A 21,041-nucleotide genomic window follows, 5' to 3' on the forward strand; every position below is an offset into this window, starting at 1 on the left:
CTACCACCGCGGACACCCCGGCTTTACCACTTGCGACGCCCAGCGCGCCCAACAGCGGGAGGGCCAGCCCGCCCAGGAAGGCGGCAATGCCGCAAAGGAGGCGTGATGCGCGAGTCTCAAAAGCAGCGCCTGCAAAGGTGCATCGACTTTCTACGCCCCATTCAAGCTGAGTTCGCCGAGTCGGTGAGCGAGGTGCATTGGATTGGCGCTCGCAACGCAGATCCTGATCAAGGGCCAAGCTACTGCCGAGCCTGCTGCGACAAACTTGTAGACAAGCTTAACGAGGAACATCCTGATCACGAATACCTCCGCGATGGTGGATGGGGCTACGAAGCGGATGGTCTGGAAATTTGCGATGACTGCGGCGCCCACCTGAATTGCACTCTGACGCATTACGGCGTCAATTCAGAACTAGACAACTGGGAAGCCGCAAGGATAGACCTGCGCGGCAAGCACAGAGCGGCAACGGCGTTTGAAATCCTGCTCATATTGGAGAGCGGCTCTCTTAATGACTACTGGCTCAGCGCGCCCGGAATGCGTCCTTATGAAGTAGATCGGATTCGGGCTATTCATCGTGATGCTAATACCCTAACGCGCCGCATCGATGCAATGCGACAGCGCGCCCAACAGAGGGAGGGACAGTGATGCGAGCCCTACTCCTCATCGCTATCGCAGGCGCGGCATACAGCCAGCCGATCACCATGCAGCAGTTTTACCACTTCACTGGCCGCGTCGTACCTGGCGCAGTCGCTGCGAGGTGCGAACAGGCTGGCGGCTGCTATGTGCTCACACACAAGGAACTGATGGACGGCCTTCAATCTGCGCATCGCGCGGGGCAAAGATCGGCCCAGGTCCAACCACACAAGGACAGCAAATGAAAGAAACCGGCTTGATGTTCAAGGCGCCGCTGGTGCGCGCCATCCTGAGCGGCCAGAAGACGCAAACGAGGCGCGTATTTAAACAGGCTGTTGGCCCAAGCCTGAGCGTCGACATAGACGATGCCAATCCAGGTGTGGCTGAGCTTTCCTGGCTCTACGGAGACGGCCCCGGCCACGAAGTGCACGAGTCCATCAAGCGTGTGCCATGCCCTTTTGGCAAACCCGGCGACCGCATCTATGTGCGCGAGACGTTCGCCTGGGTGCCAACGGCCTGCGAAAGCGACGAGATTGTGTTCGCTGCTGACTATCAGGACGGGAGCGACAAGGCTGCCGGCGTGCGATACATCCCATCCATACATATGCCAAAGGCTGCGGCTCGCATCTGGCTGGAGATAACAGGAGTGCGCGCGGAGCGGCTGCAGTCCATAAGCCGAGGCGATGCCATGGCAGAAGGATGCCCCTTTCCAAACTTGGCCGATGATGCAAACCCCCGCGAATGGTTTGCTGAAGTATGGAAGTCCACGGGCGGCGACTGGGCCGCGAACCCGTGGGTGTGGGTCATCGACTTCAAGCGCATCGACCAGCCCGCCCCCAAGGAAGCACCATGACCGACAAGGCCAAAGCAGCCATAGCCACGCTCGAAAACCTCGGCTATACCCATGAGGGAGGCATTCTTTGGAAGCCCCCACTGGGAAAAGCGCCCGACTTCAATCTGCTGGATACCTTGCACGCACGCATCGCATCCGTAGAGGATCAGCTTATCGCCCAAGTGAATCGCGCAGTGATAGCCAAGCAGCAAGTCACCACCCTCACCCAGCGCCTGGACATGGCCAATCGGCTGAACACCGATGCGCGCGATCAGTTGGCCCAGCTATCAGCGCGGCAGGCTGCGCCGGATGGGTGGCGACTGGTGCCGGTGAAAGTTGCAGAAGCAATGCACGTAGCCGCCGTTAAGGTGCTGCACCGGGCCAACGGCCTTGACGGGCTACCGCAGAGGATACTGGACGCCATGCTGTCAGTAGCTCCATGCCCAGACAAAGGAGCCGCCAATGGCTAAAGCCACCACCAAGCGCTCGCAACGGCAGCCGACCCACAGCCTGGCCATGAAAAACGGCATCTACCGCAAAGCTTCGCCCATCGAGGCCTTGATGGTGCGCCAGAGCATGCAGGCCGATGTAGTCAACCTCGGCCTGCACTGCATGATGACCGACCACGGTAGCGAGCAGCCCGAGATGCTTGCCAGCCTTGCCTATCTAATCGGGATTGGCGCAGAGATTGCGCGAGCCATACCCGTAGCCGGAAACAACCGGCCCGGCCTGCACCAGGCGCTGGCCGCCGTGGTAGACATGGCAGTGGATGGCCACCGCTGGGACTCAAGCTGGGGAGCGCAGCTCTCGCTTGCCGTAGAAATCAGCATCGACCTATTCTGCAGCTATCGAAACCTGGGCCGCCGCTTTGAGCCGGGCGCCCGCCTGCTCTCGCACGAGGTCAAGGCCGGCACCGTTGGCGCAGATGCGATCAAGCCACTGGATCTTCCAAGCGAGGCCCTTAAATGAACCGATCCATATCGATGAGCAGACGGGCACGCCAGCGCGGCGATAAACGCGATCGCTGGAAAGAACCAACCGAGCAACCCGAGCCCGCACACAGCGGGCCTTTTTCTTTGGAGAACAGCAATGTTGCACGACAGAATTGATGCCACAGACGAAATGATCGACAAGATCTGTGAAGGGCTAGTTCAGAATGCAGCCAAAATTCGCTTCCTAATTCGGCTTGGCCTGCCTGTCAGCCGTCGCCCGAATGGTCGCCCGCTGGTGTTCCGCGCTGACCTGGAGCGGCTGCAGGCTCAACGCACAGCAGCCGAACCTCAAACTATGACGACAACACAGGCTGCCAACGGCCCACGCTGGAAGAAGACAGCTGCAGGAGGATAGAAATATGGCGCGAACACGCGACCGAGCCAGCGCGGCAGGGCTCCTGCCACGAATGGAAGCGTACGTATGGAAGGATGGCAAGACTAAGTCCTACCGCTACCACCCCGCGAAGGGAAAACCAATTGCTCTTGGAAAAGACTTAGCGGCTGCCATACGCACCGTCCTCAACCTAAACGGCAGCGCTCCAGCCGAAATCACTGGCACGCTGCTTTGGGTTTGGGAGAACTACAAAAAGGGGCCACGCTGGAAGAAATACGCAGCTTCAACACGCGAAGACTATGAGGCTGCCTGGAAGCAACTCGACTCGCGACTTGGGCACATGCACATGTCCGAGATCACGACAGCAGTGGTGGTCCACTATGTTCATGTCGAGCGAAGTGATTCTCCAAGACGCGCAGACATTGAGAAAAGCTTGCTATCAAGACTTTTCGGGCATGGGATAAAGCTCGGTGCATGCACGGCAAACAGCACAATCGGTGTCGAGCCACATGGCAGTGAGCCCAGAACCATCGCCCCCAAGCAAGAAGTGTTGGCTAAATTTCTTGATTGGCTCACCCAGCAAACACCACAGCGGCAGATCATAGGCATGGCAGCAGAGTACGCCAGCCTGGCCGGCAACCGTAAAGCTGAATTCTTGACTCTTGAATGGAGCCATGTCGATCAGAAAGCCGGTGAGATTCGCTTGGTTCGTGCAAAGCAGCGCGGCGCCAAACGAGGTCAGATCATTGAGACGATTGCAATCAGCCCTCTCATGAACGACCTGCTCCATCGGCTTCGCAAGGTCAGCTTCGAGCGCGGCACCGATTGTCTATATGTTTTCCCAACGCGCGACAACAATGCCTACACGCACCGGGGCTTCAAGACGCTTTGGCAACGGTGTATTGACCAGGCGTTGGTGGAGAAGGTGCTGACCAAAGACAACCGATTCACCTTTCATGACCTGCGCGCCTATTACGTGACGATGCACAAAAAGCAACGCGGCCACTTGCCTGACATGCACTCAAATCCTGCCACTACAGCGCGCGTCTATGACCGCTCCGAAGAGATCGGAAGGGAGTCCCTCTAGAAATCTAAATTCCAACCGTTGGAATAAAAAGCAAAACGCGCTAGGGCTTTTATAGCACTAGCGCGTTTCTTTATTTGGGGTGGCTGATGGGGCTCGAACCCACGACAACAGGAATCACAATCCTGGACTCTACCAACTGAGCTACAGCCACCGTGTTGGGGAAGACATGATTATAGCCAGAAATTTGGCCCCTCTCATGAATTCTCCGTTTTTATGAAATTTTTGTTTCTGCGGGGCGTGGGACCTTGATCTGCGCCTTGAAACGCTCCTTGAGCATTTCGTAATACGCCAAGGTTTCAGCATTGGCCTGGTAACGCTCGAACTCCTGCTTTTGGCGCAGGCGCATCTCGGCAGAGTCTTCGCTACGCGGCACGACCTTGTTCACGCGCACGATGGTGTAGCCATCGTTGCCCAGGTCCACACCCACCCAGGAAGCAGCCTCGCCGACCTTCGCATGCATGGCAGCATTGAGCACCGCAGGCACCTGGCCCTTGGCATCCTGACGCGACACGACAATCGGTGCTGCCAGCTTGGCGCCTGCAGCGTCGGCCTTCCAGGCTTCCAGCTTGGCTTGCGCGTCCTGGCGGGCGAGTTCTGCAGCCTTCTGCGCGACGTACAGGTCATGGGCCTTGGCCTTGACTTCCTCGAACGGCAGAATGCGTGCATCGAAGTGCTCCACCACACGACCCGAGGCCAGGGTGCTGGGCGCCACTTCAATGGCTTCGGTGTTGCGCTTGTTCTGCAAAGCGTCGCTGGAGAACAGCGCTTCCAGGAAGGTTGCGTTGGCCAGGGCGCCCGTCGCTCCAGGGGCGGCCGTGCGGGTGACATGCTCGGCCTTCTGGATCTTCAGGCCCAGCTTCTCAGCCACAGGCTGCAGGCTATCGGACTGCTCGAACACCATGTTGGAGAAGGTCTCGGCGACTTCGGCGTACTTGCGCTGCACCTGCTGGGCCAGCACCTCGGTCTCGATCTTCGCGCGCAGCTCTTCAAAGCTGGGGGTACGCGGGGTCTTGATCTCACCCATCTTGATGATGTGGAAGCCGTACTCCGTGCTGACCAGGTCGCTGATCTCACCAGTCTTCATTGCAAAGGCGGCGTCCTCAAAAGGCTTGACCATGTCGCCCTGCTTGACCAGACCCAGATCACCGCCGCTGTCGCGCGAGCCGGTGTCTTGCGAATTCTTCTTGGCCAGCTCGGCGAATTGCGCTGGGTTGGCCTTGGCTTCGGCCAACAGCTGCTCGGCACGCTGCTTGGCTTTTTCACGGTCTGCTGCCGACATGGAGGCTGGCGCGTCAATCAGGATGTGGCTGATGCGGCGCTGTTCCTTGTCCATGAAGCGGCTCAGATTTTCCTTGTAGTAGGTGCGCAGATCGTCTTCGCTGGGCTTGATCATGCTCTTGACCGCTTCGGCGTTCAGCACCACATACTCGATCGTGGACTGCTCCTTCTGGCGGAACAGCTCCTGGTTGCTCTTGTAGAACGCTTCCACATCGGCATCGGTGGTCTTGACCTGGGACGCATAGTCCTTGGCTGCAAACTGCGCCAGCTGGATCTCACGCTGCTGGTAGAGCGCGTCGACCGCCAGCTGGGTCTGTGCATCGGTCGCAAAGGCCGTGTTGGACACACCGCCGAGCACCTGGCGCGACGCAATGTCGCGGCGCATGCCTGCTTCAAAGCCTTCGGGCGTCATGCCCTGGGCACCCACCAGTGCGCGGTAGGCATCGACGTCCAGCGAGCCATCGGGTTTTTTCAGCGCAGCAATCTGCGGAATTTCCTGCAGCGCGCGGACCAGTGCGGCATTGTCCACCGTCAGGTGCATTTTTTGCACCGCGGCGTCGATCACCTGGTCACGCACCATGCGCTCCAACGTCAGATAGCGGGCTTCCGGGCCGTCCATCCACTTGGCGTCCATGTTGGGGTCTTGCTGGCGCATGCGATCCGAGGCAACGCGGTGCGCATTGTCCCAGTCCATCTGCGTAATGTCTTTGCCATTGACTTTGGCGACCACCGGGCTCTTTTCGGTGAAGTAGTTCTGGTTCACTCCCACCAAAACAAAAGACAGAATGATCAGCAAGAACAGCGGATACATCAGCACCTTGGAGTACTTGCGGATGGTTTCAAACATCGTCTAACTTTCCTGAGGACAAAAAAAAAGGCGAACCCTCATTCGCCTTTATTCGGTTTTCAGCAAGGGATGCGGGCGGCAGACGGTCAGACGTAGGCATCTGCTGCATGCAACGGCGGTTTTCCCATTGCATATCAATCAGATACAACGTCAACTGACATCTGCTCCCCACCCCCTGTCAAATAGGGCGTGCAACATGCGTCTTGGCAACGCATGAACGTCGAAACAGCAAGTGTACCGCGAAAGAGTTTTTCCTCCCTATGAGGGCAAGGGGCGCGTTAGGGAATACAGGATTTTTGCCCGCACCTGTGACCGCGAGGCGGTGGGTGCGCAGCACCTCCCCCTCTTTTTAAGAGGCAGCACTAAGGAGAAAAGCACTGGAGGCGTCCCAGGCCGGGCTGGACGCAACCGCCCGTCTGACAGGTTCCAGACTGCAACGACGCGCATGTCAAAGTAGCGCGGCAGACGCCTCATCTGGCCATTGAAGCTCGGGAACAACGGGAGGAACGGAGATACCGGGTTCTAGGGCGCAGGCACGGGCGCGGCTCTGGGGGATGGCCCGGCGCATGCGTACCAACGCTGCAGACTGCGCCATGGCGACCATGCGGCGGGACGGCGATAACGAGCCACCCCGCCCTGGCTGATGGCCGATACTCAACGCCCAGGCAAGTGGGTAAGCAATAAACTTGGCTGGTATGGGCTGATCCGAGCTGACCCTGCAGAGAGTAAACAGACAAAGAAAAAACCCCTTAGATCACTCTAAGGGGTTTATTTTCTTGGTTAATGTGGTGGGTGCTGACGGGGTCGAACCGCCGACCTACGCCTTGTAAGGGCGCCGCTCTACCAACTGAGCTAAGCACCCCACCTGATAACCGAAATTAGTTCAACGCATCTTTCAATGCCTTGCCTGGACGGAACTTAGGCACCTTGGCTGCCTTGATCTTGATCGCAGCGCCGGTACGTGGGTTACGGCCGGTACGCGCAGCGCGCTTACCAACGGCAAAGGTACCAAAACCTACCAGAGAGACTGTACCACCTTTTTTCAAGGTTTTCTTCACTGCATCAATGGTGGACTCCAGCGCACGAGCCGCAGCAGCCTTGGAGATATCAGCATTGTTAGCAATGTGCTCAATGAGTTCAGTTTTATTCACAAGCAGCCTCTATTCATCAAGAGAGTTAAGGAAGTGTATGTTTCATCCCATTATGAGCAGTTTGCACATGGTGCAACTGTCACAGATTCAAAAACAACACCACTGGCACGAAATTTTCACCTCGACCCCAGTGCCTCTGGAATGAGGTGAATTCTAGACGGAATTTCTGGGTACTCAGGCAAAAAATCACTTTTTTTCGCTGACCAGCGCCCGGTTTGCCTTGCAAAAGCCAGGCATCACGGGCTCTGTAGCCTGAATTCCTTGTACAGGCGAGGTGGAGTCTACGCCCAAACCTGTGACGGCCAACTAAGAATCAACCCTAGCCCGGATCTCTGGCAATGCCTTTTGCAGGTAATAAATCATCGACCAGACGGTCAATACCGCTGCCCCCCAGATCAGCCAGGTACCCCAGACACCGGTATCGATCCCGGCCACCTTGCCGTCGTAGAGCAAAAACGGAATGGCCACCATCTGCACGGTGGTCTTGAGCTTGCCCACCATGTGCACAGCCACGCTCTTGCTCGCACCAATGCGCGCCATCCATTCACGCAGCGCCGAGATCGCAATCTCGCGGCCGATGATGATCAGCGCGACAAAGACATCGGCACGCTGCAGGTAGACCAGGATCAGCAGCGACGCGCAGACCAGGAACTTGTCGGCCACCGGATCCAGAAAGGCGCCAAAGGATGAGGTCTGGTTGAGCTTGCGTGCCAGAAAGCCATCGAGCCAATCGGTGAAGGCGAACACCACAAACATGACGGTGGCCCACAGGTTCTTGGTGGCCATATCAAGAGGCGAGTAATACACGCCGATGATGAGCGGGATCGCGACAATGCGCGTCCAGGTCATGATGGTGGGGATCGTGAAGAACATGCGGCTATTGTGGCACGCTGCGGTGCAAATTCAGTGAACGACATGCTCTGTGAACGACATGCGTTCAGAACCCTTGGCAAAGCTTGCGGTCTGGACCGGAGCGCGGTCCGGCGCGACCGGCGTCCATTTCACAGGGCGAGGGTTCTGCATGGGCACCATGACGCGCCCGCCTGCGCGACCTGTTGCAAGGCCGCACAGGCCTCCCGTCAATGCAAGGCTCTGTAGATATCCTGCGCCAGCGCTGGCGATATGCCATCGACCGTCATCAGGTCATCGACCCCGGCCTCCTCCACACCGCGTACGCCGCCAAAGCGTTGCAGCAGGCGCGCCCGCTTCTTGGGCCCGACCCCGGGAATGTCTTCCAGCCGGCTGCCACCTACCCGCACCTTGGCACGCGCAGCGCGCATGCCGGTGATCGCAAAGCGGTGCGCCTCATCGCGAATCTGCGCCACCAGCATCAGCGCGGCCGAGTCGCGGCCCAGATAGACCTTGTCGCGCCCATCGCAGAACACCAGCTCTTCGAGACCGACCTTGCGGCCCTCGCCTTTCTCGACACCGACGATGCGTGACAGATCCAGACCCAGCTCGGTAAAGACCTCGCGTGCGACACCGACCTGGCCCTTGCCGCCATCGATGAGCACGATGTCGGGCAAACGGGCAGCATTTTTGCCAAGCTCGGCGCCACCGGCATCGCGCTGGGCCTCGGCCACCTTGCTGTAGCGGCGCGTCAGCACCTGGCGCATGGCGGCATAGTCGTCACCGCCGGTGATGCCTTCGATCTTGTAGCGCCTGTACTCGCTGCTTTGCATCTTGTGGTGGTGAAACACCACGCAGGAGGCCTGGGTGTTCTCACCCGAGGTGTGCGAGATGTCAAAGCACTCGATGGTCAGCTGGTCGATATCGTCCTGGGGCAAATCCAGCGCCTCGACCAGCGCACGCGTGCGTGCCTGTTGCGAGCCTTCTTCCGCCAGCAGGCGGGCCAGCTGCAACTGGGCATTCTTTTGCGCCATCTCAAGCCAGACGCGGCGCTCCTCGCGCGGCTGCGACACCGCAGCAATGCGCGTGCCGGTCTGTTGTGACAAGGCCTCCAGCAATGCGGGCTCCAGCGCAACGCTGACCACCAGCACCGGCGGAGGCGCCACCTGCAGATAGTGCTGCGCCACAAACGCTTCCAGCACCCGCTGCTCCACCGTCTTGGCAGCCACGGTGGTGCCGGGCGTGCCCAACGCCTGGTCCTCGGCGTCTTCGGCTTCTTCCAGACTGGCGATGGCAGCACTGTCCTCGACATGCACCGGGAAGTAGGCGCGGTCCCCGAGGTGCCGCCCGCCACGCACCATCGCCAGATTCACGCAGGCCTTGCCGCCTTGCACCTGCACGGCCAGTATGTCCACATCGCGGTCATCACTGGTCTCGATGCTTTGCTGGTGCAGCATGCTGGCCAGCGCCTTGATCTGGTTGCGGATGTCGGCCGCCTGCTCAAACTCCAGCTGGTCCGAATGCGCCATCATGCGCGCCTCCAGCGTCTTGAGCAGGGTGTCGGTCTCGCCGCGCAGCATGGCTTCGGCATGGGCCACATCGGCGGCGTAATCCTCGGGACTGATGTGGTCGACACAGGGGCCGCTGCAGCGCTTGATCTGGTACAGCAGACAAGGCCGGGTGCGGTTGCTGAAGATGCTGTCCTCGCAGGTGCGCAGGCGGAACACCTTTTGCAGCAACTGGATGGTTTCCTTGACCGCCCAGGCATTCGGATACGGTCCGAAATAGCGCTGGCGCTTGTCGGTGGCACCCCGGTAGTAGGCCACGCGCGGGTAGCACTGGCTGGGGGGCGCGCGCATGTCACCATCGTGGATCGCCATGCCGGTGATCTTCAGGTACGGATAGCTCTTGTCATCCCGAAAAAGAATGTTGTATTTCGGATGCTGGGTCTTGATGAGGTTGTTTTCCAGCAGGAGCGCTTCGGCTTCGGAGCGCACCACCGTGGTCTCCATGCGCACGATCTTGCCCACCATGTGGCCGATGCGCGTGCCGCCATGGTCCTTCTGGAAATAGCTCGATACCCGGCGCTTGAGGTTGATGGCCTTGCCCACATACAGCAAGGCATCGCTGGCGTCGAAATAGCGGTAGACCCCGGGCATGGCGGGCAAACCAGCCACCTGGGCAAGAAGTTCGGGAGAGTGCACGTGAATGGGCATGGCGCTATTGTCTTATGCGTTCGCGCTGCCCGCAGCAAACCGGTCCATCACCCATGCAGGCTCACTGCACAATGCCGCGCTCCCGCAGCGTTGCAATCTGCGCTGCGCTCAGGCCCAGGCCCTGCAGTACGGCGTCGGTGTCGTCACCCAGGTGGGGGGCACTGCTGCGGATCGTGCCCGGCGTGACAGACAGCTTGGGCACGATGCCCGGCACCTCGAGTGTGTGGCCATCGCGAGTGGTCTGCGGCACGATCATCTGGCGCGCACGGTAGTGCGGGTCTTCGCTGATGTCCTTGGCGGTGTAGACCTTGCCGGCCGGCACCCTTGCAGCGGCCAACGCATCCATCACCTGTGCAATCGCGCGCGGCTGTGTCCAGGCGCTGATGGCCGCATCGATCTCCTCTATACGTGCCACCCGTCCCGCATTGCTGGCCAGGTCGGGCGCCTGGCCCAGGTCAGGCCGGCCAATGGTGTCCATCAGCCGCTTGAAGATGCTGTCGCCATTGCCGGCCACCAGCACCCAGCCATCCTGGCAGGCATAGGCATTGGACGGCGCAATGCCCGGCAAGGCGCTGCCCGCCGCCTCGCGCACCACGCCAAAGGCGCTGTACTCGGGGATCAGGCTTTCCATCACATTGAAGACTGCCTCATGCAAGGCCACATCGATCACCTGGCCACTGCCGCCGTTGACCTTGCGGTGGTAGAGCGCCATCATCACGCCGATGACGCCATGCAGTGCCGCCAAGGTATCGCCGATCGACACCCCCACGCGCACAGGCACCCGCCCGGGCTCGGCCGTCAGATGGCGCAGGCCGCCCATGGCCTCGCCAATCACGCCAAAGCCTGGCAGGTCGCGGTAGGGACCGGTTTGCCCGTAGCCGGAGATGCGCAGCATCACCAGGCCCGGGTTGAGGGCATGCAGCTCCTCGGGCGACATGCCCCAGCCCTCCAGGGTGCCGGGGCGGAAGTTCTCCACCAGCACATCGGCCTCGGCAATCAGCTGGCGGGCAATGTCCTGCGCCTCTTTCTGGCGCAAATCCAAAGCCAGCGACTGCTTGTTGCGCGACTGCACCTGCCACCAGACGGAGGTGCCATCCTGCAGCAGGCGCCAGTTGCGCAGCGGGTCGCCCGCGCCGGTGGCCTCGATCTTCACCACGTCGGCACCAAACTCGCCCAAGGTCTTGCCGCAGAACGGCCCGGCAATCAGCTGGCCCATCTCGACCACCTTGACGCCTTGCAAAGCCATCGGCCCCGGGGTTGCAGTGTGGGGGTTCATGTCTGTCTCCATGCTTGATCAACTGGGGCTTATTGTGGCCCAGGCGGCAGGGCCTGGGATCCTCTGCATAACCCTCGTCAAGTGGAATGGGCGCGGATCGGGATGAGCCGCAAGGCGTCTTTTGCAGTCAATAGCCCGCTATTGACAAGAAAGACAACGCAGCGGATCGCCCGAGCCCGCGTTCAGACCACGACAGGGAGTTGTGCAGCGGATTCCACAACAGTGACGCCCGGGACTGCACTATCATCGCCCCGTCATGCCCAACGCTCCCGCCCCGCCCTCCGCCACCCCCATCCCACCCCCGCAGGTCTGGGATATCTTTTGCCAGGTGATCGACAACTTTGGCGACATCGGCGTGTGCTGGCGCCTGGCCGCCGACCTGGCCCGGCGCGGCTGCCAGGTGCGCCTGTGGGTGGACGATGGCAGCGCGCTGGCCTGGATGGCGCCGCAGGGCGCGCCCGGCGTGACCGTGCACCCGTGGCCCGGTGCGGTGCCGGCCAGCGGCATTGCCGATGTGGTGGTGGAAGCCTTTGGCTGCGAGATCCCCCCCGCCTTCCAGCAGGCACTGGCCGCGCGTGCGCAATCGCCAGCACAGCGGCCCAGCGTCTGGATCAACCTGGAATACCTGTCTGCCGAAGACTATGTGGAGCGCTGCCACCGCCTGCCTTCACGCTTGATGAGCGGCCCAGCCAGCGGCCTCACGCGCTGGTTCTTCTACCCCGGCTTCAGCACCGGCACCGGCGGCCTGCTGCGCGAGGCCGATCTGCCCCAGCGCCAGGCGGAGTTTGACCGCAGCGCCTGGCGGGCGCGGCATGGCCTGCATGACGGCGACCCGGTGTTTTCGCTGTTCTGCTATGAACCGCCCGCTTTTTTGCAGGCCTTTGCCAGCGCCGGCACGGCCACGCAATGGCTGGTCACCCCGGGCCGCGCGGCGGCACTGGTACAGCGGCAACTGCCGCAGCCCCTGCCCCGTCAGGTGCAGTTGCTGCAGCCCTGCAGCCAACCGGAATTCGACGACATGCTCTGGTCCTGCGACCTCAACTTTGTGCGCGGCGAAGACTCGCTGGTGCGGGCACTATGGGCTGGCCAGCCCTTTGTCTGGCAGATCTACCCGCAAGACGACAACGCGCACCATGCCAAGCTGGAGGCCTTTCTGGACTGGCTGCATGCGCCGGACAGCCTGCGCCAAGCCCATGCGGCCTGGAATGGCATCCCCGGCGCCAATGGCTCCCCCCCGGCCTGGCCCGGCACCACCGCCGCTGTGCTGTCCCAATGGGCGCAGTGCGTGCAGGCGGCACGCAACAGTCTGCAGATGCAGCCCAGCCTTGCCGAGCAGCTGATGGCATTTGCAGACGAAAAATGTTAGAATCGGAGTCTTTGCGCTTATCCGCGTACCCAGCGCCGCCAGGCAACAGGGTTTGACGGATGCGCACAACGCCGCGGAACATGCTACGGCGCAGCACAGCCCGTCCAACGACACTTGCGCGCCGCCCGTAGAAGTTTGAGCGGCCCAACACAGGCACCTATTGCTATGAAAATCGCTCAAGAAATCCGCGCTGGTAACGTGATCATGTTCGGCAAGGACCCGATGATCGTTCTGAAGACCGAATACGCACGTGGCGGCCGTGGCGCTGCCACCGTGCGCATGAAGCTCAAGAGCCTGATCGGCAACTTCGGCACGGAAAACGTGTTCAAGGCCGACGACAAGATCGACAACGTGATCCTGGAGAAGAAGGACTGCACGTACTCCTACTTCGCAGACCCCATGTACGTCTGGATGGACCCTGAGTTCAACCAGTACGAAGTGGAAGCCGAAAACATGGCTGACGCCCTGAACTACCTCGAAGACGGCATGACCGCTGAAGTGGTGTTCTATGACGGCAAGGCCATCTCCGTCGAACTGCCAACCACCATCGTGCGCGAAATCACCTGGACCGAGCCAGCCGTCAAGGGCGACACTTCGGGCAAGGTGCTCAAGCCCGCCAAGATCGCTACCGGTTTTGAAATCGCTGTGCCCCTGTTCGTGAGCCAGGAAGACAAGATCGAAATCGACACCCGCACTGCCGAATACCGCAAGCGCGTGTAATGCCTGGGCCGCAAGCCCCAGCCAGAACAACCTCCATGCCCCGCGCTGGAGGTTTTTTTTCGCCTCGGCATCGCAGGCCTCTCTAAGACGAGACAGCCGCAAGCGGGCCATTGCAGCGATGCACATGCAGATACATATTTTTACCCATTAAAAATAGCCAAATATTTTTGCCCCGGTAAAATAGAGCGCATATCCCCAAAAATAGAAAGAACAAGTGGCCATGACTACCGAGACATTGACCGGCCGGTTGACGATTTTCCAGGGCCACCAGCGCCTGCTGCAAGCCGACCGCCTCACCGTGCTGCGCTATCTGCAAAACCATGACGAACTGCACCCCGGCGGCAGCCCTACCCCTTTGTGGGTGTTTGACGACCTCTCCGGCTTGCGGCTGGACCTGAACTGGCGCTCGGAACTTGCGCCCACCAGCCCTCCCACCCCGTTGGATGGTGCAGAACCTGCGCCCGTTACCCCGGCGGCCGCACCGATAGAGCCGGCCAGCCACGGCCGTGCCGCGCGGGCCGTGGGACGCCCCAAACTGGGTGTGGTCTCGCGCGAGGTCACTTTGCTGCCCCGCCACTGGGAGTGGCTCAACCGCCAGCCCGGCGGCGCCTCCGCCGCGTTGCGCCGGTTGATCGACGATGCCCGCAATGCCCACGCGGAGAAGGATTCCCAGCGCGCCGCGACCGAGGCCACCTACCAGTTCATGCAGGCGATGGCAGGCGATCTGCCCGGTTTTGACGAAGCCTGCCGCGCGCTGTTTGCCCACAAGCAATCGGCATTCTTGCTGCAGACCCAGGCATGGCCTGATGATGTACAAGCTTATCTGCACCAGCTCAGCCGTCCCATCTGGCCGGTGTAAGCGCTACAGTCCCGTTCCCCCCGACTACACACGCCCCCATGTCTTCGCCCCTTCCCCTCACGCAGGCTGCGCCGCCCGCCCCGCCTGTACGCCCCCTGTGGCAAGTGTTCATGGTGTTTCTGGGCCCCATGCTGCTGTCCAACATCCTCCAGTCACTCTCGGGCACGCTCAACAGCATGTTTCTCGGTCAGATGATGGGGGTCAAGGCGCTGGCTGCGGTCGCGGCCTTCTTCCCGGTCATGTTTGTCTTTATTGCGTTTGTCATCGGCCTGGGCGCTGGCGCCTCGGTGCTGATTGGCCAGGCCTGGGGCGCAGGGCAGCCCGACAAGGTCCGTGCCATTGCCGGCACCACCTTGCTGACCGGGCTGGCCATGGGGGCGGCGGTGGCGCTATTTGGCGGTCTGTTCACCCAGCCCATCATGCGGCTGCTGGGTACCCCAGCCGATATCCTCGAGCAGGCCACGGTGTACTCGCGCATCGTCTTGCTGGGCATGCCTGGGCTGTTCATCTTCCTGCTGTTCACCTCGCTGCTGCGCGGCGTCGGCGACACACTCACGCCCATGTGGTCGCTGATCGTGTCCACCGGCATCGGCCTGGTCAGCACCCCAGCGCTGATTGCCGGCTGGGGCGGCCTGCCGCGCCTGGGCGTGGCCAGCGCCGGGGTGTCGATGATCCTGGGCTTCAGCATCGCCCTGGTCTGGCTGACGGTGCAGCTGCGCCGCAAGCGCAGCGTGCTGGCACCCAACAGGGCGCTGTTGCGCGCCATGCGCCCGGATTGGGGCTTGCTGCGCGGCGTGCTGCGCGTGGGCATCCCCACCGGCGTGCTGATGATCGCTACCTCGCTGGCCGGCCTGGTCGTCCTGTCGCTGATCAACGGATTTGGATCCAACGCCACCGCCGCCTACGGCGCCGTGAACCAGATCAATGCGTTCGCGCAGTTTCCGCTGATCTCGATCGCCATCACCGCCTCCATCCTGGCCGCCCAGTCGATCGGCGCCGGCCGCAGCGAACGCCTGCCCGCCATTGCGCGCACTGCGATGCAGATCAACCTGGCCATAGGGGGCGCCACCGCGTTGCTCGGCACCCTCTTCGCCAGGCCTTTGCTGTCGATCTTCATCACCGATCAGGAGGTGCTGCATGTGGCCGTGGAACTGCTGCGCATTGTGCTGTGGAGCGGTCTGCTGTTTGGCGCCTTCGCGTCCCTGGCCGCGCTGATGCGTGCCAGCGGTGATGTGCTGATCCCCACGTTGATCACCATCGGCGTGATCGCCACGCTGGAGCTGCCGCTGGCCTGGCTGTTCAGCCGCCACTTTGGCCTGGTGGGCATCTGGATGGCCTTCCCGGTCTCCTACGGCATCACATTGGCGCTGCAAACCTGGTACTACCAGGCCATCTGGAAAAAGCGCCCGATCCGCAAGATGGTCTGAGCGCGGCACGCCCAGGCGCTGCGCCCACCAGCCCAGGTGACAAGCGCCGTAAAAACTGAAATCATGGCCAGCTGCAGCAGCCTGCCTGCCTGCCTTCAACGATCCGCCTTTATGCCCAAGCTTGATAACTACCGCGTGCCCGTCAAGGGCCCCGTCCATCTGGCCGACTACGACCCGGCCGCCACACCGTTTGCACACGGCACTGTCAAGGCCCAGGAAAAGGACCTGAAGACGCTCAACAAGCAGCTGGCGCAACTGATGCGCCCGCTGCAGGGCGAGAACAAGCGCTCGGTACTGTTGGTGCTGCAAGGAACGGACACCAGCGGCAAGGACGGCACCGTGCGCGGCGTGTTCAAAACCACGGGACCGCAGGGCCTGCGCATGGCCACCTTCAAAAGCCCAAGCAAGGAAGAGCTCTCGCACGACTACCTGTGGCGCTGCCATGCGGTGGTGCCCGCCAAGGGCGAGATCGGCATCTGGAACCGCAGCCATTATGAAGACGTGCTGGTGCCGCTGGTCAACGGCTGGATCACGCCGCAGGTCGCCAAGCAGCGCTATGCGCAGATCAATGACTTCGAGCGCCTGCTGACTGAGAACGGCACCACCGTCCTCAAATGCATGCTGCATATCAGCAAGGACGAACAGCGCGTTCGGCTGCAGGAGCGCATCGATGTGCCGGAAAAACGCTGGAAGTTCAGCCTCGATGACCTCGCGGTGCGCAAGCAGTGGGACGCCTACCAACAGGCCTACGAGGACCTGCTGGAAGCCACTTCCACCGCGCATGCGCCCTGGTATGTGGTGCCGGCCGACAACAAGCTGCACCGCAACCTGATGGTCAACACCTTGCTCAACCACTGCCTGCTCGACATGCAGCCGCAGTACCCGGTCGATTTCCCCGAGCTGGTCGGCCTGCAGGTCGAATAAGCGCGCCCGGCAAAAGCGCACCGACCACAGAAAAGGGCCTGCTGCAACAGCAAGGCCCCTTTGCTTTGTAGGCGATCCAGTGTTTAGACCGGCACACCCACCAGGTCATGGCCCTGGCTGCGCACAATGCGCACCTTGATCAGCTCGCCGACCTTGTAGGTCTTGCTGAGCTTCTCGGGCGGCAGCAGGTGCACGACACCGTCGATCTCGGGCGCATCGGCATAGGTACGGGCGATGCCACCCTTCTTGCCCAGGCCGATGGCCTTGTCGACCAGCACCTGCATGGTCTGGCCCACACGGCGCTCCAGGCGCTTGGCGGACACCTCTTCGGCCACTTCCATGAAACGGGCGCGGCGCGATTCGCGCACCTCAGCGGGCAGCATGCCGGGCAGCTCGTTGGCGGTAGCGCCTTCCACCGGGCTATAGGCAAAGCAGCCTGCGCGGTCAATCTCGGCCTCGCGGATAAAGTCCAGCAGGTGCTCGAACTCTTCTTCGGTCTCGCCGGGGAAGCCGGCAATAAAGGTCGAGCGGATCACCAGCTCGGGGCAGATCGCACGCCACTCACGGATGCGCTCCAGATTGCGCTCGCCGCTGGCCGGGCGCTTCATGCGCTTGAGTACATCGGGGTGGCTGTGCTGCAGTGGCACATCCAGATACGGCAGCACCAGGCCTTGGGCCATCAGCGGCAAGATCGCGTCCACCGTGGGATACGGGTACACATAGTGCAGGCGCACCCATGCCCCATACGGCTTGGCCAGTTCGCCCAGCGCTTCCACCAGCTCCAGCATGCGGGTCTTCACCGGCTTGCCGTCCCAGAAACCGGTGCGGTACTTCACATCGACACCATAGGCGGAGGTGTCCTGGCTGATCACCAGCAGCTCCTTGACGCCACCGGCAAACAGCGCCTTGGCTTCCTTGAGCACATCGCCAATCGGGCGGCTGACCAGATCACCGCGCATCGAGGGGATGATGCAGAAGGTGCAGCGGTGGTTGCAGCCTTCGGAAATCTTCAGGTACGCATAGTGCTTGGGCGTGAGCTTGATGCCCGCCTCGCCAAAGCTGCCGGGCACCAGGTCGATGAAGGGGTCATGCGGCTTGGGCAGGTTGGTGTGGACCGCGTCCATCACCTCTTGCGTGGCATGGGGGCCCGTTACCGCCAGCACGCTGGGGTGCATCTGCTTGACCAGGTTGCCGCCGCCGTCGCCCATCTTGGCGCCCAGGCAACCGGTCACGATCACCTTGCCGTTCTCGGCCAGCGCCTCGCCAATCGTGTCCAGGCTTTCGCGCACGGCGTCGTCAATGAAGCCGCAGGTGTTGACGATCACCAGATCGGCGCCTTCAAAGGTCTTGGAGGTCTGGTACCCCTCGGCGCTCAACTGCGTCAGGATCAGCTCGCTGTCGGTAAGGGCTTTGGGGCAGCCAAGTGATACCATACCTATACGCGGTATGTGCTCGGCTTTTTGGATGGTGTCAGTCATGAAATCAGGTTCTGTGGGGTTGGTTTATAGCTAATTGCGGTTCTCTGACCCTAAGCAGTCGACGGGTAGCAGCACTGACCGGCAAATAGCTTACGCATCTAAATGGGCTGCAGAGCATGGGTTGCAGCTCGACAGCAGCTTGCCTTTACGCGACGAGGGTCTATCTGCCTATCACCAGCAGCACGTTAAATCCGGAGCCCTGGGAACGTTCCTGCGGGCAGTAGAAGACGGCCGCGTACCGCCCGGCTCGGTGCTAATCGTGGAAGGCCTAGACCGCCTATCACGCGCTGAGCCGATACAAGCCCAAGCGCAATTGGCCCAGATTGTAAATGCTGGCCTCACTGTGGTCACTGCCAGTGATGGGAAGTCCTACAGCCGTGAACGGCTGAAAGCCAACCCCATGGACCTGGTCTACAGCCTCTTAGTCATGATCCGCGCCCATGAAGAGAGCGACACCAAGAGTAAGCGTGTGAAGGCTAGCATTCGCCGTTTATGCGAGGGCTGGCTGGCGGGCACCTACCGAGGCGCTGTCAATCAAGGCCATGACCCTGACTGGGTTCAATCGGTCGAAGGCAGGTTCGAAATCGTCCCAGAGCGTGCAGCAGCAATTCGCCGCATCATTGGCATGTACACCAGCGGTTTTGGAGGAAAGCGCATTGTGCAAGCGTTGGATGCTGAAGGCCTACGCCTATCAGCCAAATCAGCAAACTCATCCTCACAGTGCTACCGACTCTTCAAAATGCCGCAATTGATGGGCACCAAGCCAATCAGTGTTGATGGCCAGCAGTATTTGCTGCAGGACTACTACCCGGCCCTGCTCTATGATAGCGAATGGATAGAGCTTCAGCGTGTTGCCAACCATCACGGCCGCCGGCGCACCAAGGGGGATCTGCCCCACATAATCACCAGTTTAGGCATTGCAATCTGTGGATATTGCGGCAAGCCAATGACAGGCCAGAACCTTGCCACCAAGCCTCGCCTGCCCGATGGCAGGATTCAGGATGGATACCGCCGTTTGCTGTGCGCCTCCGCTGCCGCGTATGGCGCTGGTTGCAAGGTGCCTGGCAGTACAAGCGTCGCCCCCATTGAGCGTGCCATTATGGCCTACTGCTCAGACATCGTGAACCTTCAGGCGCTATACGGAAATGACCGCAGTCAGGCGCCTCGCGCCAAGATTGTTGTCGCCAGCGCAAAGGTCGAGGATATCAACTCTCAGCTGGAGAGACTCACGGATGCCATGCTGGCTTCTTCTGCAGAAGGAACGCCAGCGGTGTTTGCTAGGCGAGCTAGAGCCTTAGAGGACGAACTGTCCGCCGCTAAAGCTGAATTGCAAGCCGCCGAGCGTGATCTGATTGCCATGTCGCGCAACGATAATAGCGACGCCAATAAAGCATGGCAAAAGTTGGCTGCTGGAGTTGAGGCTCAGGATGTAGAAGCCCGATTACAAGCCAGGCAGCTGGTAGCCGACACTTTTGAACGCATTGTGGTTTATCACCATGGTATCCGGCCAGACCACACCTCAAAGTCTCGTGACTATAAAATCGATTTAGTTTTGATTGCTAAAGGTGGTCATGCTCGCGCACTAACTATAGATCGAACTGGTAGTTGGATTGAGGGAGATGACTACCTTTTAGAAATCTGAGCTCACAATAGTGTCATCTCAGACTCTGTTGCTGCGTCTTTGCTGAAGGTACGAAGCTATTTCATCGACTGCACTTGTTCCATCTGCACTATTTGTCCCAAGCTCTTCAGGGGTAAAATGCGGCTGTGGTATTACAGCATTATTCACCCAGTTCAGACAACCTAATTTTTCGACGGCTTCCGATAATTCATCTTTTTGATTAGCAAAATGCAGTTTGTAAAAATGGTTTAGCGAGCCAGCACAAATATCTGCGACTTGCAACTGTGGATAACGCGTTGAATCGCCTTGTGTCAGCGACTGAGCTTTTAAAGGAAACTGAATTTTTCTTCGATCAGGACCGATGATTTGTGAATCCTCTCCTTGCATTGCCATCATTTCCTCAAAAGTTTGCTGAGAAAGCATAATAGGTTTGGATTGATCATGCACCACATCAAACCGGGCATTCTTCATCATACCCCACCTCACAATTTGGTGAAAGAGTGCAGGGATTGCAGGATCAATATTTGACCAATCATAATCCTCATACCACATATTGAAATATTGAGGATCTAGCAAACCACTCAGAAATTTTTTCAATTGCTCATTCGCGCAAGAGTGAACAAGAGAATTCGCTGCTTCATAAAAGGGATCTTTACCCTCATCAGCACCTTTTCTGATAAGTTCAACAAACGAATTCAGGAAATTGTTTACTTTCTCCTCCCCACACATTGTTGGCAATACATAGTAGAGGAAGTTGGAGAGCGCCAGATTGTGTCCAAATTTATAAAGATCATACCCCATTTCATAAAATATATTCTCAGCGATCAAATCAACTATCTTTGTCGTCACCATATATCGCTTATGAAACACACTTATTTGAACACGGTGCTCATTCAATCGAGGATCGGAGAGAAATTTAATTACTTTATTTATACCCTCTTGACGACGCCTTAAGTTACTAAACTTTGACTCGCCCGTTTGCCCTGAACGCACATGCTGAAGCAAATCCGCCGCCTCTTCATTGGAAAAATCATTTGATGCCAATATAAACGAAGGCTGAACTTCATCTAGAAGATTTGCACCCGTGTTGCCAGCTTCATCACAGTAAATTATAGACATAAATTACACCCACATTAATAATTGAAAAACAT

19 protein-coding genes and 2 tRNA genes are annotated in these 21,041 nt (G+C 59.8%); 12 read left to right on the forward strand and 9 right to left on the reverse strand.

What is annotated here, in order from left to right:
• Nucleotides 1–105: 105 nt before the first annotated feature.
• From ACCQ08_RS21675 to ACCQ08_RS21700, 6 genes are all read left to right on the forward strand, one after another.
• Entirely contained in the window at nucleotides 106–645 is a 540-nt protein-coding gene (locus tag ACCQ08_RS21675; RefSeq protein ID WP_373450962.1) for a hypothetical protein, read from the forward strand.
• A 229-nt stretch (nucleotides 646–874) separates the two neighbouring features.
• Entirely contained in the window at nucleotides 875–1,486 is a 612-nt protein-coding gene (locus ACCQ08_RS21680; RefSeq protein ID WP_373450963.1) for a hypothetical protein, read from the forward strand.
• Nucleotides 1,483–1,935, forward strand: coding sequence for a hypothetical protein (locus ACCQ08_RS21685; protein WP_373450964.1), 453 nt, complete (start codon nucleotides 1,483–1,485; stop codon nucleotides 1,933–1,935). The genes ACCQ08_RS21680 and ACCQ08_RS21685 overlap by 4 nt, the downstream gene beginning before the upstream one ends.
• Nucleotides 1,928–2,434, forward strand: a complete 507-nt coding sequence (locus ACCQ08_RS21690) for a hypothetical protein (RefSeq protein WP_373450965.1) — start codon at nucleotides 1,928–1,930, stop codon at nucleotides 2,432–2,434. The genes ACCQ08_RS21685 and ACCQ08_RS21690 overlap by 8 nt, the downstream gene beginning before the upstream one ends.
• A gap of 120 nt (nucleotides 2,435–2,554) precedes the next feature.
• Nucleotides 2,555–2,812 (forward strand): hypothetical protein, encoded by a 258-nt coding sequence (locus ACCQ08_RS21695; protein ID WP_373450966.1) that lies wholly within the window; start codon nucleotides 2,555–2,557, stop codon nucleotides 2,810–2,812.
• Between the two features lie 52 nt (nucleotides 2,813–2,864).
• Nucleotides 2,865–3,878 carry a tyrosine-type recombinase/integrase gene (locus ACCQ08_RS21700; protein WP_373450967.1) on the forward strand — a complete coding sequence of 338 codons (1,014 nt, stop codon included), beginning with the start codon at nucleotides 2,865–2,867 and terminating at the stop codon, nucleotides 3,876–3,878.
• Nucleotides 3,879–3,953: 75 nt separating this feature from the next.
• Here ACCQ08_RS21700 and ACCQ08_RS21705 read toward each other — a convergent pair.
• The 7 genes from ACCQ08_RS21705 to ACCQ08_RS21735 all read right to left on the reverse strand — a co-directional run bounded on the left by ACCQ08_RS21705 (nucleotide 3,954) and on the right by ACCQ08_RS21735 (nucleotide 11,495).
• Nucleotides 3,954–4,029: transfer RNA gene (locus ACCQ08_RS21705), tRNA-His, on the reverse strand.
• Nucleotides 4,030–4,089: 60 nt separating this feature from the next.
• Nucleotides 4,090–6,003 carry a SurA N-terminal domain-containing protein gene (locus ACCQ08_RS21710; RefSeq protein WP_312417829.1) on the reverse strand — a complete coding sequence of 638 codons (1,914 nt, stop codon included), beginning with the start codon at nucleotides 6,001–6,003 and terminating at the stop codon, nucleotides 4,090–4,092.
• A gap of 786 nt (nucleotides 6,004–6,789) precedes the next feature.
• Nucleotides 6,790–6,865: transfer RNA gene (locus tag ACCQ08_RS21715), tRNA-Val, on the reverse strand.
• 16 nt (nucleotides 6,866–6,881) lie between these two features.
• A complete protein-coding gene (locus ACCQ08_RS21720) occupies nucleotides 6,882–7,154 on the reverse strand; it encodes an HU family DNA-binding protein (protein ID WP_021026954.1) in 273 nt (90 codons plus the stop codon).
• A 306-nt stretch (nucleotides 7,155–7,460) separates the two neighbouring features.
• On the reverse strand, nucleotides 7,461–8,027 hold the full coding sequence (gene pgsA, locus ACCQ08_RS21725; protein WP_116927291.1) for a CDP-diacylglycerol--glycerol-3-phosphate 3-phosphatidyltransferase: 567 nt from the start codon (nucleotides 8,025–8,027) through the stop codon (nucleotides 7,461–7,463).
• A gap of 206 nt (nucleotides 8,028–8,233) precedes the next feature.
• Entirely contained in the window at nucleotides 8,234–10,219 is a 1,986-nt protein-coding gene (gene uvrC, locus ACCQ08_RS21730) for an excinuclease ABC subunit UvrC (RefSeq protein WP_239808969.1), read from the reverse strand.
• A gap of 61 nt (nucleotides 10,220–10,280) precedes the next feature.
• Nucleotides 10,281–11,495 (reverse strand): CaiB/BaiF CoA-transferase family protein, encoded by a 1,215-nt coding sequence (locus tag ACCQ08_RS21735; protein ID WP_239808970.1) that lies wholly within the window; start codon nucleotides 11,493–11,495, stop codon nucleotides 10,281–10,283.
• A gap of 256 nt (nucleotides 11,496–11,751) precedes the next feature.
• On the opposite strand from ACCQ08_RS21735, the gene earP reads away from it, so the two are divergent.
• The 5 genes from earP (at nucleotide 11,752) to ACCQ08_RS21760 (ending at nucleotide 16,791) form a co-directional block, all read left to right on the forward strand.
• Entirely contained in the window at nucleotides 11,752–12,861 is a 1,110-nt protein-coding gene (earP, locus tag ACCQ08_RS21740) for an elongation factor P maturation arginine rhamnosyltransferase EarP (protein WP_373450968.1), read from the forward strand.
• Nucleotides 12,862–13,026: 165 nt separating this feature from the next.
• Nucleotides 13,027–13,581 carry an elongation factor P gene (gene efp, locus ACCQ08_RS21745; RefSeq protein WP_021026959.1) on the forward strand — a complete coding sequence of 185 codons (555 nt, stop codon included), beginning with the start codon at nucleotides 13,027–13,029 and terminating at the stop codon, nucleotides 13,579–13,581.
• Nucleotides 13,582–13,801: 220 nt separating this feature from the next.
• Nucleotides 13,802–14,440, forward strand: coding sequence for a DUF2239 family protein (locus ACCQ08_RS21750; protein WP_373450969.1), 639 nt, complete (start codon nucleotides 13,802–13,804; stop codon nucleotides 14,438–14,440).
• A gap of 38 nt (nucleotides 14,441–14,478) precedes the next feature.
• A complete protein-coding gene (locus ACCQ08_RS21755) occupies nucleotides 14,479–15,867 on the forward strand; it encodes an MATE family efflux transporter (RefSeq protein WP_313335244.1) in 1,389 nt (462 codons plus the stop codon).
• Between the two features lie 111 nt (nucleotides 15,868–15,978).
• On the forward strand, nucleotides 15,979–16,791 hold the full coding sequence (locus ACCQ08_RS21760) for a PPK2 family polyphosphate kinase (protein ID WP_373450970.1): 813 nt from the start codon (nucleotides 15,979–15,981) through the stop codon (nucleotides 16,789–16,791).
• Nucleotides 16,792–16,874: 83 nt separating this feature from the next.
• Here ACCQ08_RS21760 and rimO read toward each other — a convergent pair whose 3' ends face one another.
• Nucleotides 16,875–18,269: a 30S ribosomal protein S12 methylthiotransferase RimO gene (rimO, locus tag ACCQ08_RS21765; RefSeq protein WP_373450971.1), complete on the reverse strand. Its 1,395-nt coding sequence runs from the start codon at nucleotides 18,267–18,269 to the stop codon at nucleotides 16,875–16,877.
• Between the two features lie 34 nt (nucleotides 18,270–18,303).
• Here rimO and ACCQ08_RS21770 point away from each other — a divergent pair, with 34 nt between their 5' ends.
• A complete protein-coding gene (locus ACCQ08_RS21770; RefSeq protein ID WP_373450972.1) occupies nucleotides 18,304–19,911 on the forward strand; it encodes a recombinase family protein in 1,608 nt (535 codons plus the stop codon).
• Nucleotides 19,912–19,929: 18 nt separating this feature from the next.
• Here the strand turns inward: ACCQ08_RS21770 and ACCQ08_RS21775 are convergent, their stop codons facing one another.
• The gene (locus ACCQ08_RS21775) at nucleotides 19,930–21,009 is read right to left on the reverse strand and encodes a DUF3800 domain-containing protein (RefSeq protein ID WP_373450973.1); all 1,080 of its coding nucleotides are present in this window, start codon (nucleotides 21,007–21,009) and stop codon (nucleotides 19,930–19,932) included.
• Nucleotides 21,010–21,041 lie beyond the last annotated feature (32 nt).

This window comes from Comamonas sp. SY3, from assembly GCF_041730275.1.
GTDB classification, from domain to species: domain Bacteria; phylum Pseudomonadota; class Gammaproteobacteria; order Burkholderiales; family Burkholderiaceae_C; genus Comamonas; species Comamonas sediminis.